Annotated in this window: 13 protein-coding genes; 7 read left to right on the top strand and 6 right to left on the bottom strand. The window is 68.8% G+C overall.

The features are described from left to right. Window positions 1-18: 18 nt before the first annotated feature. The 5 genes from F8M74_RS31835 to F8M74_RS31815 form a co-directional block, all read right to left on the bottom strand. On the bottom strand, window positions 19-1,293 hold the full coding sequence (locus tag F8M74_RS31835) for an alpha/beta hydrolase (protein ID WP_141256794.1): 1,275 nt from the start codon (window positions 1,291-1,293) through the stop codon (window positions 19-21). A 9-nt stretch (window positions 1,294-1,302) separates the two neighbouring features. Beyond that, complete coding sequence (locus F8M74_RS31830; protein WP_141256793.1) at window positions 1,303-2,535, bottom strand: folylpolyglutamate synthase/dihydrofolate synthase family protein; 1,233 nt, start codon at window positions 2,533-2,535, stop codon at window positions 1,303-1,305. Window positions 2,536-2,606: 71 nt separating this feature from the next. Next, entirely contained in the window at window positions 2,607-3,458 is an 852-nt protein-coding gene (gene accD, locus F8M74_RS31825; protein ID WP_141256792.1) for an acetyl-CoA carboxylase, carboxyltransferase subunit beta, read from the bottom strand. A gap of 62 nt (window positions 3,459-3,520) precedes the next feature. After that, on the bottom strand, window positions 3,521-4,276 hold the full coding sequence (locus tag F8M74_RS31820) for an MBL fold metallo-hydrolase (RefSeq protein WP_141256791.1): 756 nt from the start codon (window positions 4,274-4,276) through the stop codon (window positions 3,521-3,523). A gap of 1 nt (window position 4,277) precedes the next feature. After that, window positions 4,278-4,928: a Crp/Fnr family transcriptional regulator gene (locus tag F8M74_RS31815; RefSeq protein WP_141256790.1), complete on the bottom strand. Its 651-nt coding sequence runs from the start codon at window positions 4,926-4,928 to the stop codon at window positions 4,278-4,280. Between the two features lie 120 nt (window positions 4,929-5,048). Between F8M74_RS31815 and purM the strand changes: the two genes are divergently transcribed. Genes purM through F8M74_RS31800 form a run of 3 tightly spaced genes read left to right on the top strand, consistent with a single transcriptional unit; the run spans window position 5,049 to window position 7,425 of the window. Further along, window positions 5,049-6,086 (top strand): phosphoribosylformylglycinamidine cyclo-ligase, encoded by a 1,038-nt coding sequence (purM, locus tag F8M74_RS31810; RefSeq protein WP_141256789.1) that lies wholly within the window; start codon window positions 5,049-5,051, stop codon window positions 6,084-6,086. Then, the gene (gene purN / locus F8M74_RS31805) at window positions 6,083-6,757 is read left to right on the top strand and encodes a phosphoribosylglycinamide formyltransferase (protein ID WP_141256788.1); all 675 of its coding nucleotides are present in this window, start codon (window positions 6,083-6,085) and stop codon (window positions 6,755-6,757) included. The genes purM and purN overlap by 4 nt, the downstream gene beginning before the upstream one ends. Then, window positions 6,754-7,425 (top strand): DUF523 domain-containing protein, encoded by a 672-nt coding sequence (locus F8M74_RS31800; RefSeq protein ID WP_228560623.1) that lies wholly within the window; start codon window positions 6,754-6,756, stop codon window positions 7,423-7,425. Before purN ends, F8M74_RS31800 begins: the two co-directional genes overlap by 4 nt. Before the next feature lie 9 nt (window positions 7,426-7,434). Here F8M74_RS31800 and F8M74_RS31795 read toward each other — a convergent pair whose 3' ends face one another. Then, complete coding sequence (locus F8M74_RS31795) at window positions 7,435-8,517, bottom strand: enoyl-CoA hydratase/isomerase family protein (protein WP_141256787.1); 1,083 nt, start codon at window positions 8,515-8,517, stop codon at window positions 7,435-7,437. A gap of 80 nt (window positions 8,518-8,597) precedes the next feature. On the opposite strand from F8M74_RS31795, the gene F8M74_RS31790 reads away from it, so the two are divergent. From F8M74_RS31790 to F8M74_RS31775, 4 genes are all read left to right on the top strand, one after another. Beyond that, window positions 8,598-9,287, top strand: coding sequence for an HAD family phosphatase (locus tag F8M74_RS31790; protein WP_141256786.1), 690 nt, complete (start codon window positions 8,598-8,600; stop codon window positions 9,285-9,287). 73 nt (window positions 9,288-9,360) lie between these two features. Then, window positions 9,361-10,890, top strand: coding sequence for an NAD(P)-binding protein (locus tag F8M74_RS31785; protein ID WP_141256785.1), 1,530 nt, complete (start codon window positions 9,361-9,363; stop codon window positions 10,888-10,890). 102 nt (window positions 10,891-10,992) lie between these two features. Then, the gene (rpmB, locus tag F8M74_RS31780; RefSeq protein ID WP_011552763.1) at window positions 10,993-11,184 is read left to right on the top strand and encodes a 50S ribosomal protein L28; all 192 of its coding nucleotides are present in this window, start codon (window positions 10,993-10,995) and stop codon (window positions 11,182-11,184) included. Between the two features lie 340 nt (window positions 11,185-11,524). Continuing rightward, the coding region (locus F8M74_RS31775) for an ATP/GTP-binding protein (RefSeq protein ID WP_163884649.1) at window positions 11,525-12,282 on the top strand (758 nt) is incomplete at its 3' end.

The raw sequence follows: 12,282 nt of genomic DNA, 5'->3' as shown, positions 1-12,282 counted from the left end.
CTTTCCATCCAGACGCGTCTAGCGGAGCCGCGGAAGGCTCGGCGAGCGATACCGGTGGGTCCGCGCGTACTCGATGAGGTTCTTGATGTCGTAGCAGATCTGCCGGATGTCATGCCCCATCGTCAGCTCGATGTGGCTATTACCCTTCACCGGACGCCAGAGCAGATACTCACTCTTGGCGGCGCGATACACGCTGCGCGTCGACTCCAGCGAGGCCAGCGGGTCCAGGTCCCCGAAGATGATGGCCATGGGAACCTCGATGCGACCGAAGCCCCGCTTGAAGTCGAAGCCGGTGCGGTAACAGACCATCTCTCCCCGGCGAATCCACCGCGCGAACTGCTCCAGCACCCGGCGCGGCTCCCGCTCTCCACCTTCGCGGAGCAACCAGCGGATGTCATCCGCGCTCACCCGCTCCGGATTGATGAGACGGTTCAACCGCGTGGTGAGTTGTTGATACAGCGACGAGTCCTCGGCCTTCGCGAGCTGGCGCTCCAGCGTCTTGAGGATGATGTCCACCGGCACCGCGTCGAAGCGCAGCGTCCGCCGCGCTCGGGGTGACAGCCGGCGTCCCAGGCCCTTGTTCAACACGCCCACGCCCCGCGCGAGCAGCGAGCGCCCCGCCCCCTCCACCTTGCCACCCACGTTGAGGCTGGCGAGCGTCAGGTCGATCATCCCGACCAGCATGGGCGCGCCGTGCGCCAGCAGGCGCAGCAGCATGAAGCCGCGTCCCAGGTCCGCCGGGGAGCCAATGGTGATGAGGCCTTCGAAGTCATTATGGATGCCGGCGTAGCCGTAGCCCAGCATCCCGCCCATGGAGTGGCCGCAGTAGAAGATGCGCTCGCGCCGGGTGATGCGCTTCACGCCGGAGACGGCCGCTGGTAGGTCGTAGAGGAAGTAGCTGTCGATATCCCAGCCGTAGTCGAGGTCCGGCGGCAGGGGGCGCTTGAAGCGCTCGGCGCGCTCGTTCTGGAACGCGATGGAGCTCTTGCCGTGGCCACGCAGCTCCAGGATGTGGATGTCCACCCCGAAGAAGAGCAGGTTCTTGACGAACTGCCCGCTGGTCCAGGTGTGCCGGTTTTGTGAGAAACCGTGCACCAGCAGCAGGGGCTCACCAAACAACGGTTGCGGAAAAGGCTGCTTCACCGGACGGTAGCGGGTGATGACCAGCGACCAGCCGTCCGCCGTCTCCACGACGTACTTCGTCTTCGAGTAAAGCGCCCTGAAATCGACTTCGTCGATGGAGGGGATGGGCGGCCCCGATGTCGCGGCGGCTCTCCAGTCCGGCAGGCGCATGTCTTGAATCTACGGCGGCTGATGCATCGCGCCAAGGTTTCGATACATGCGAGCCTTCATCATCCCGACAAGGAACAGTGAACCTGTACAAAGGACGAGGTCGTTCGCGGCTGCCCGCTTGCGCGCCGCGGCAAGGGCCGCGTCCGCATCCGGCCAGGCAGTCACGTCCGCGCACAGCGCGCGCGCCTCTGCCAGGTAGGCCTCGGGAGCCAGCGAGCGAGGCGTCTCCAAAGGCGTGAGCTGCACCGAAGCACACTCGGGCAACAGCGCTCGCATCATCGGTCCCCGGTCCTTGTCCCCCACCACGCCGAAGACGAGGTGGAGGCGGCGCCCCGGGTAGAGGTCCTTCAGCGACGCGAGCAGCACCTCCACGCCCGCCGGGTTGTGTGCGCCGTCCAGCAGGAGGATGGGCTGCTGCCCCACCTCTTCCAAACGCCCCGGCCAGCATGCCGACGCCAGGCCCGCACGCGCGGCCTCGGGCGGCACGGTGACGCGGCGCTCCTGCAAGGCCTCCAGGCAGGCGAGCGCCACCGCCGCGTTCTGCCGCTGATGGGGCCCCCGCAGCGCGACGGACAGCCCATCCAGGGACCAGGTTGCCCCGCGGTACGACAGGCCGCCATCTGGCTGGCGCTCGCCCGTGAAGTCACGCCCCTCCAGCCGCACCGGGGCCCCGACTTGCTCGGCCTTTCGGAGGATGGCTTCCAAGGCCTCCGGGGCCTGCCGCGCGACGACACACGGCACGCCGGGCTTGAGGATGCCCGCCTTCTCGCCGGCGATGGCCGCCAGCGTGTCGCCCAGGTACTCCATGTGGTCGAAGGACACAGGGGTAATGGCCGTCACCACCGGGCTGGCGGCCGTGGTGGCGTCCAGCCGGCCGCCCAGGCCCGTCTCCAGCACGGCCACATCCACGCGCACCTGGGCGAAGTGCCACAGGGCTACGACAGTGCCGAACTCGAAGTACGTCATGGGAGAGGACACGGCGCTGGGGTAGCGCTCCAACACCTCCAGGATGCGCAGGCCGAAGTCCGCGTCGGAGATGTCCTCGTTGTCCACGCGGATGCGCTCGTTGACGCGCACCAGATGCGGAGACGTGTAGAGACCCACGCGGTGCCCGGCGGCATGGAGCGACGCCGCCGTCATGGCACAGGTGCTGCCCTTCCCGTTCGTCCCGGCGACGTGGAGCGCCGGATACCGCCGCTCCGGGTGGCCCAGCGCGGCCAGGGCCTCCTGCACGCGCTCCAACCCCAGCTTGATGCCGGAGGGGTTGAGCTTCGTGAAGAAGGCCAGCGCCTCCTCCGGTGTCCGAGGCGCGCTCAGCCCAGCAGCCCCAGGATCTGGCCCAGCTTCGCGCGCAGGTCCTTGCGGTGGATGATGGCGTCGATCATCCCATGGTCCAGCAGGAACTCGGAGCGCTGGAAGCCCTCCGGCAGCTTCTGGCGGATGGTCTGCTCGATGACGCGCGGACCGGCGAACCCGATGAGGGCCTTGGGCTCGGCGAGGATGACGTCGCCCAGCCACGAGAAGGACGCGGCGACGCCACCGGTGGTGGGGTTGAGCAGCACGGAGATGTACGGCCGCGTGCCGGTGCGGAAGCGGGCGATGGCCGCCGACGTCTTGGCCATCTGCATGAGGGAGAAGATGCCCTCCTGCATGCGCGCGCCGCCCGACGCGGAGAAGACGATGGCGGAGCACTTCAGCTCGTGCGCGCGCTCGAAGACGCGGGCCACCTTCTCGCCCACGACAGAGCCCATGGAGCCGCCCATGAACTCGAAGACGAAGCAGCCCACCGACACCTGGTGGCCCTGGATGCGGCCCACGCCGGAGATGAAGGCATCCGGCTCGCCCAGGTTCTTCCGGGTGGACTTGAGCCGGTCCTTGTACTTCTTCGTGTCACTGAACCCGAGCGGGTCCTGCGGCTCCAGCTCCTTGTCGAACTCCTCGAAGCTGTCGGGGTCCAGCAGCGCCGCCAGCCGCGCGCGCGCCGCCCAGTAGTGGTGGTGCTCGCAGTGCGGACACACCATCCAGTTCTTCTCCAACTCCTGGCGGTAGATGATTTCGTCGCACGTCTCGCACTTCGCCCACAGCCCCTCCATGCGGGACGGGCGGGGCTCGGCTTGCGGTTCGGTGTCGACGGCGATGCGCGGCTTCTTCGAGAACCAGGCCATGGGGTGGGCGGGGTTAATCCGGCCGCTTTCGGCCGTCAACCCCTCCGTATGGCGCGACGCGTCTACAACTCGAAGGTATCGCCCAGCTCCAGCACTTCCACCGGCAGCTCGGCCAGCTCCTTCTTGAGCTGCGACACGAAGGCGGGCTTGAGGTGATACAGCAGCACCGAGGCGCCGTTGCGCTCGAACTTCTGGAGTTCCAGGCTCAGCGTGTGCGGCGTGAGGTGGCCGGAGATGTCGGCCAGCGACTGGAGCTTGTTGGGGAAGGACGTCTCCAACAGCAGCGCCTTGAGGTTCTTCGTCTCGTTCAGCGCCTTCCACAGCTTGTCCGTGGGGCCGGTGTCGCCGCTCATCGCCAGGGCACTCTTGCCGTTGGAGATGATGAAGCCGCACGACTCCACGGGGTGGCTCACCGGCACGCTTCGCACGGTGTAGGGGCCCACCTGGAAGGTGCTGCCAGCCCGGAACGTCTTGATCTGCAGCACGGGCTGGCGCTTCGTCGGGATGCGGGTGAAGTCCGGCCAGAGCGCGTTGTTGAACATGTTGTCGCGCAGGGCCCGGGCGCACTCGCGCGAGGCGTAGATGGTGACCGGGGTGTCGCGCCGGCCGATGACCAGGTCCGCCATCAACGGCAGGTCCTTCACATGGTCGAAGTGGCTGTGCCCCACCAGGACGTGGTCCACGCGGCACAGCTCATCCAGCGACAACGTCCCCGTGAGCGCCCCCGCATCGAGCGCCAGCACGTCATCGACGAGGAAGCAGGTGCTCTTGCAGTTGGGTAGCTCGCCGCCGTGGCAGCCGAGGACTCGCAGCTTCACGCTAGAGGTCTCCGAACTTCCACTTCATCTCCAGGTATTGGAGGAAGTCGTGCAGCCTGGCCGTGTCCAGCACGGTCATCCGGTCCCCGTTCCGCTCGACCAGACCGGAACGCTCCAGCCGGTCCACCACGGCGCGGACCGCGGGCTCGCCCACACCAATCTGGCGCGGCAGTTCCCGCACCGCGAAGTCAATCTCCACGCCCTCGTCCAGGGGACGGCCCCGGCTCTGGCAGGCCTGGATGATCTGGTGCACCACCCGGCTGGCCGGGTCGTTGTGCAGCAGGTTTTCGATCTGGGCGTCCGCCTCGGAGAGGCGTTCGGCCAGCTTCTTGATCATCCGGACGGCGATCTCCGCATTGCCGCGGATCATCCCCTCGAACGTCTTGGGGTCGATGACCAGCAGCCTCGCGTCCTCGTTGACCGTGGCCGAGGCATTGCGCGGCTTGTTGGAGATAATGGCCATTTCCCCGAAGAACTCACCGGGGCCCAGGACGGCGAGAACCTTCTCGACGTCACGGACCCGCTTGGAGATGGCCACCCGTCCTGCCTGGATGACGAACATCTCCTTGCCGGCTTCTCCCTCGCGGAAGAGCTCGGTGCCCTGGGGGAACTCCTTGCCGAAACGTTGAAAGAGGGTTTCCTCGGCGCCCATCCTGCAAAGGAGTCAATCAGCCCACACTCGCCCGGTCAAATTCCCTTTTCTGTGCGCACCGGTGGGACAGCCGCCACGCCACGCGAGACACCGGCGCGGGGGCCGGGTAGAAGGCCGCCCGTGGGAACGACCTACAAGCAGTCCGGAGTAGACATCGAGGCCGGCGACGCGTTCGTCGAGCGCATCAAGCCCCATGCCGCGCGCACCATGCGCCCTGAAGTCATGGGCGGAGTGGGTGGATTCGGCGGCCTGTTCGCCCTACCGCCAGGCAAGTACCAGCAGCCAGTGCTGGTGGCCGGCACGGACGGCGTGGGCACCAAGCTGAAGGTGGCCTTCGCCGCTGGACGCCATGGGACGGTGGGCATCGACCTGGTGGCCATGTCGGTGAACGACATCCTCACCTGCGGCGCCGAGCCCCTCTTCTTCCTCGACTATTTCGCCACCGGGCGCCTGGAGGTCGACGACGCGGCCGAGGTGGTGAAGGGCATCGCCCTGGGCTGCGAGCAGGCAGGGTGCGCCCTGCTGGGCGGCGAGACGGCGGAGATGCCGGGCTTCTACGCGCGTGGCGAATACGACCTCGCGGGCTTCTGCGTGGGCGTGGTGGAGCGCGCGGCCATCATCGACGGCAAGAGCGTGAAGCCGGGTGACGCGCTCATCGGGCTCCCCTCCTCTGGCCTGCACAGCAACGGCTATTCGCTGGCGCGCAAGGTGCTGCTGGACGACGGAAAGCTGGCCCTGGACGCGACGCCCGAGGGCCTGGACCGGCCGCTCGTGGACGCGCTGCTGGAGCCCACGCGCATCTACGTGAAGGACGTGCTGGCGCTGCTCCAGGCGGTGAAGGTGAAGGGCCTGGCGCACATCACCGGCAGCGGCATTCCGGGCAACCTGCCCCGCTGCCTGCCGGACGGCACGCGCGCGGTGCTGAGTGAAAAGACATGGCCCAAGCCGCCCATCTTCGACCTCATCGCGAAGCTGGGGAGCGTGGCCCGCGACGAGATGTTCAGCACGTTCAACATGGGCCTGGGGCTCATCCTCGTCGTGGCGAAGGAAGACGTCGCCCAGGCGCTGAGCGTGCTGAGCGACCGGGGCGTGCAGGCCTTCGAGGTCGGCCGCGTGGAAGCGGGCCAGGGCGAGGCCACGGCGGTTGTCGACCCATGAGCGGCCAGCGGGTCCGCCTGGGCGTGCTCGTGTCCGGCAGCGGGAGCAACCTCCAGGCGCTGCTGGACGCCTGCGCGCGGGAGGACTTTCCCGCCGAGGTGGCCTGCGTGGTGTCCAACGTCTCCACCGCGTTCGCGCTGGAGCGGGCGCGCAAGGCGGGCGTGACGGCCAAGGTGGTGGACCACAAGGCCCACGCGACGAAGGCGGACTTCGAGAAGGCCCTGCTGGACACGCTGCGCGCGGCGAACGTGGAGTGGGTGTGCCTGGCGGGGTTCATGCGCCTGTTGAGCGCGGACTTCCTGGGCCACTACGCGGGGCGGGTGCTGAACATCCACCCGTCGCTGCTGCCCGCATTCCCGGGCCTGCATGCGCAGCGACAGGCGCTGGAGCGAGGCGTGAAGGTGGCCGGGTGCACGGTGCACTTCGTGGACGCGGGCACCGACACGGGGCCCATCATCGCGCAGGTGGCCGTGCCGGTGCTGCCGGATGACGACGAGAAGGCCCTGAGCTCGCGAATCCTCGCGGAGGAGCACCGGCTCTACCCGCTGGCCGTGCGGCTCGCCGTGACGGGCAAGGTGACGCTGGACGGGGCCCGCACGCGAGTGGAGGCGCGGGCCACGGTGGGTGAGCTGGCGCTTCGGAATCCCGGCGCGGCGGTCGACCCGGCGTGAGCGGACCGAAGACGTTCGACCAGGAGCCGGAGTTCCCCGGCGCCGCGTCAGGGGATGATGGCGACGTTCAGCAACCGGAGGCCGATTTGGGGCTGACCCGCGACGGGTTGATCGCCGACGAGCGGCAGTCCACCGGGCCCCTGGGCGGCCCTGCGTCCCCCCGAGACGAGCAAGGCTCAACCGCCCTACCCTCGCAGGCCGAACGAGTCACCACGCTCCAGGATGCTCGCGTGGTGCTGGTCAGTGCCTGTCTACTGGGCGAGGCGTGTCGGTACGACGGCCGCTCCCAGCGCTCCGAGCGCGTCCTCGCGGCGCTGGCGGACAAGGACGTCATCCCCGTGTGCCCGGAAGTGGCCTCGGGCCTGCCCGTGCCGCGCCCTCCCGTCGACCTGCGAGGCGGCACGGGCGTGGACGTCTGGGCTGGGCGCGCAGTCGCAGTGGAGCGCACCGAGGGCATCGACCGGACGGAGGCCTTCCAACAGGGCGCCCGGCTCGCGCTCGAAGCGGCACAACGATTCGGCGCGACGGTGGCGCTGCTGAAGGAGAAGAGCCCGTCGTGCGGCAGCCAGCGAGTCTACGAGTCCGGCCAGCTCCGCACGGGCGAAGGCATCACCACGGCGCTACTACGCGCGAAGGGCATCACCGTCCTCAGCGACGAGGACATCTAGCAACAGTCCCTACCCGCGCGCCGGCATCTTCCACGTGTCGTGAGGCAGCGGCGCGAAGAGCGCCTCCACCATGTCTTCGGTGACTTCCGCCAGCGTGGTGGGCCGCCAGTGCGGCTTGTTGTCCTTGTCCACGAGCACCGCGCGGATGCCCTCACGGAAGTCCGGCCGCGCCGTCATCGACTGGCTGAGCCGGTACTCCACGTTGGCCATCTCGTCGTAGCCGCGAGTGCGCCCCATCCGGAGCTGGCGCAGCGTCACCTTCAAGCTGGCCGGGCACATGTGAAGCAACGTGGCCCACGTCTCCTGGGCCCACGGCGTGCCCTCCAGCTCCAGCGCCTGCTGGATGTCGTCCACGCGCTCGGCCGCGAAGCACCGGTCGATGGCGGCGCGCTGCACCCCTAGTGGCGACGTGCCCGCGTCCGCGTGGAAGCCGGCGAGCACCGTGTCCACCACCGTGCTCGCCGCGCCGGTGCCCCAGGGCGCACCCACCAACGCGTCCAGTACCTCCTCCAGCCGCGCGGACTCCACGTGGTGCGTGGCGTAGCCCAGCCACATCGCGTCCGCCGCGCCGCACCGGGCCCCCGTGAGGCCCAGGTACGTGCCCGACTCACCCGGGAAGCGCGGCAGGAACCAGCCGCCGCCCACATCCGGGAAGAGCCCGATGGCCGTCTCCGGCATGGCCAGCACCAGCTTCTCGGTGACGACCCGGTGGGTGCCGTGAATCGACAGGCCCAGCCCGCCGCCCATGCAGACCCCGTCCACCAGCGCGATGAACGGCTTGCCGAAATAGTGGATGCGGTGGTTCAGCCCGTACTCGGCGCGGAAGAACTCGCGCGACAGCCGCTCCTTCTCTTCAGCGGACGCGTCCCCCACCGACAGCGCCACCGCGCGTACGTCTCCGCCCGCGCAGAAGGCTCGGCCGCCAGCCCCCCGGATGACCACGGCCTGGATGGACGGGTCCGCCGCCCATGCGTCGAGCACCGGGTGCAGCTTGCGGCACATGCCCAGGTTCAGCGCGTTCAGGGCCTTGGGCCGGTTCAGGGTCACCACGCCTACCGCGCCACGCGTCTCGAGCAGAAGGTCGTCCGTCATGGCGCCGGGGATATCAGGCGAGCAGCCCCTTGGGTGGATTCGTTGGCCCACCGCGGGGACAGACGCGCTATGGGGAACGCATGACCTCCGCACTGGCGCCCCTGCGTGCCGTCGTCTTCGACATGGACGGCACCCTCGTCGACAACATGCAGTTCCACAACGAGGCCTGGGTCTCGTTCGCCCGGAAGCTGGGCTTGCCGCTGACCGCGAACGACTTCCAGAGCCGCTTCGCCGGCAGGAAGAACGAGGAGATCATCCCCGAGCTGTTCGGCCGCCCGGTGGCCCCGGATGAAGTGGAGCGCATCGCCGAGGAAAAGGAGAACCACTACCGAACCCTGTACCGGCCGCACCTGAAGCTGCACCGGGGCGCGGCGGCCTTCATCCAGCGCTTGAAGGAGGCCCACGTCCCGGCGGCCATCGCCACCGCGGCGCCCCAGGGCAACCGCGACCTGGTGCTGGACGGGCTCAGCCTCCGTCCCCTCTTCGCGAGCATCGTCGGCGCCGAACAGGTGACGCGCGGCAAGCCCGCCCCGGACATCTTCCTGGCCGCCGCCAAGGCGCTGGGTGTGGCCCCCACCGAGTGCCTCGCCTTCGAGGACGCCGTCCTGGGCATCATGTCCGCCCGCGAAGCCGGCATGACGGTGGTGGGATTGACCACCGCCGCGCCGGAAGCCGACCTCCGCAAGGCCGGCGCGCACTGGGTGGTCCAGGACTTCACCCAGCTGCCCCCTGAGCTGGAACAGCGTCTCTTCAGCGCCCAGGCCCGCTGATCCGCCCTCCGCGGGGCGCGCCGTGGTGAAAAGGGCGCCAGCGGCGGGCACGTTGTGTAGTGTTGCCCGCCTCATGGCGACGTCCTCTGCCAAGCTCAAGCTTCCCGCCGGGCCGTCCCGGCATGTCTACGACGTCATCGTGCTCGGCAGTCAGCTGGGCGGTGCGCTCGCAGCGGCCCTGCTGGCGAAGCGCAACCACCGCGTCCTGCTGGTGGAGCACGACGGCATGGGGCCCGGTTACGAGCACGGAGGCTACGTGCTCCCCTATGCCCCCTTCGTCGCTCCGCCGCTCAAGGCCATGCCCGCGGTGGAGGAGGCCCTCACGGAGCTGGGCCTCAACGCCAACGTCCAGCGCACGCTGCGGCCCCACGCGCCAGAGCTGCAGCTCCTCATGCCTCGCAACCGCCTGGACCTCCATGGCGATGCTGCCCGCCGCAAGGCCGAGGTGACGCGGGAGCTGGGCGAGGAAGGCGAATCCCTGCTGGGCGCCCTGGCCGGCGCCGCCGCGCAGCACGAAGCCAGTGATGCCTTCTTCAAGGCGGGCCCCGCCCTGCCACCGGACGGCTTCTTCGAGGGCTGGGGCCTGAAGAAGCTCATCCGGGCCCATCCCGGCCTGGAGGCGCCGCCCCGGCTCACGGGAGACAGCGCTTCGGTGTCCCTGGTGCGGGGGCTGCTGCCTTTCGTCACCCACCTGGACCGTCCGGAGGCGCACCTGGCGCTGACTCGGGCCATGTCACAGGTGCTGTCGACGCCCTCCTTCTTCCCCGGGGGCAATGAGGGCCTGCGCGAGCTGCTCGCCCGCCGCGTGGCGGAGCTGGGCGGAGATGTGCTCGGGCGCGACAACCCGGCGGGCTTCATCGTGGAGGAGCTGGCCTTCGACGGCAGCAAGTTCGCGGGCATGAAGCTGATGCGCTCGGACACCATGTACCGCGCGTCCTGCCTGGTGGCGGCCACGGACGCGGGCGCGCTGCGACGGCTGGTGACGGACAAGAAGCACCACCGCGGTCTGCTGGAGCACCTGGACCAGTCCAACACCAAGGCCCTGCTCTTCACCGTGAACTGGGTGGTGCCGGAGTCGGCGCTGCCCCGCGGCATGGGTGAACTGGCCCTGCTGGACACGGGTGACGCGGAGCTGGGGCCCGTGCTGATCCAGGTCCACCCCGCGCGCGCGGCGCCGGCGCACGGCGGCAAGGAGGCCAAAGCGACGGAAGGGCTGCGCGTGGTGTGCGCGGGCGCCTTCGTCCCGGCCTCGGCGCGGGATCTGGGCGAGGAACACCTCCAGGGCCTGGCGACGCGCATCGACGAGCACCTGGACGCGCTGATGCCCTTCACCGCCCAGCACCGCGTGCTGCGCTCGGCCCCCTACCTGGACGCCGACGGAGTCCGTGGCAGCCGGCTGATGCCGCACCCATTGTTCAGCTTCGAGTCGGAAGCCGTCCTGGGCGTCACGGGTTTGACCCAGCGCACGCCAGCCAAGAACATCCTGCTCGCCAACCGCGAGGTCCTCCCCGGTCTGGGGCTGGAAGGCGAGCTGCTCGCGGGTATCCGGGCCGCGCGGCTGGTGCAGGACATGTTGAAGAAGAAGGATCCGCTCAAGGGTTGATCCTGGATCTAAGGCTGGATTTCCGGGCCGTTATCTGGCAGGTTCCGCCGCTCTTTTAATCGGCAGGCGTCCAACGCCCCAGTTTTCAAGGAGTTAGAGGTCATGGCGTGGAAGTGTGACTTGTGTGGCAAGCGTCCGCTGGTGGGTAACAACGTCAGCCACGCGAACAACAAGACCAAGAAGCGGACCCTGCCGAATCTCCAGAAGATCCGGGCCAGCGTTCAGGGCAGCACCCAGCGCGTTCTCGCGTGCACCCGCTGCATCAAGGCGGGCAAGGTGACGAAGGCCGCTTGAGGTTCTCTCGCTCGAGGGAGGGCATGACGCGCGTCTCACCACCGCGACTGCCCCCCACGAGCGGTTTCATTCCGTGCGGACGCCGCATCCCTGCTTGATTTTCGAGCAGTGCGGTGGTTCGCCGGTGGCATGACGTATTGGCCGCCATTCGTGCGGTTCGTGCCGTATTCCTCTTCAAGGAAGCGGTGTGAGCCGTCGCGGATGCTTTGCGGGCACGCATCCTGGCGAGCCTGCCTTGAGCCCGTGGCCTCACCTCCAGCGCTGAGCCTCGCGGACCCGGGGCGAATGTCTCGCCGTCAACTGGCGCGAGGTGTCAAGTCGGACTAGGTAAGCTGACACCGTGAGCAGCGTCAATCTGATGGCCCGTGAAGTGGCCGCGAAAATCGTTTTCTACGGACCGGGTTTATCCGGGAAGACGACCTCGCTGAGGAAGATCTACGAGACGGTCCGCCCCGCACACCGCGGCGAGATGATGTCCATCGCCACGGAGGGGGACCGGACGCTCTTCTTCGACTTCCTTCCCGTGAAGGTGGAGCGCGTGGGCGACTGCTCCGTGCGACTGGCGCTCTACACCGTGCCGGGCCAGGTCTTCTACAACGCCACCCGCAAGCTGGTGCTCCAAGGCGCCGACGGCGTGGTGTTCGTGGCGGACTCGCAGCCGGAGGCCATGGACGCCAACCGCGAGTCCCTGGCCAACCTGGAGGAGAACCTCTTCGAGCACGGCATCCGCCTGGACCGCTTCCCACTGGTGATGCAGTGGAACAAGCGGGACCTGGACGGCGTGCTGCCGGTGGAGGTGCTCCGCAAGGAGCTCAACCCCCGAGGCGTCCCGGAGCTGGAGACGTCCGCCGCCAATGGCCGCGGGGTGCTCGACACGCTCAAGGCCATCACCCGGCTGGTCATCAAGGACCTGCGCGCCAAGCGCATCGTCCCGCCGCCCCGCCCCACCGCGAGCGCACAGCCCGCGGGCCTGGAGGCCCAGCTCACCCAGCACCTGCAGCACCGGCAGCAGCCCGGCGCCGTCGCGTCCCAGCCGATGCAGGGTGGCGGCCCGGTGCCTCGCGTGGCCCCGGTGGCCGTCATGCCGCCCCCGCGCGT

Source organism: Myxococcus sp. CA023 (assembly GCF_010998615.1).
Classification (GTDB): domain Bacteria; phylum Myxococcota; class Myxococcia; order Myxococcales; family Myxococcaceae; genus Myxococcus.
This window is presented reverse-complemented; position numbering and strand designations above follow the sequence as displayed.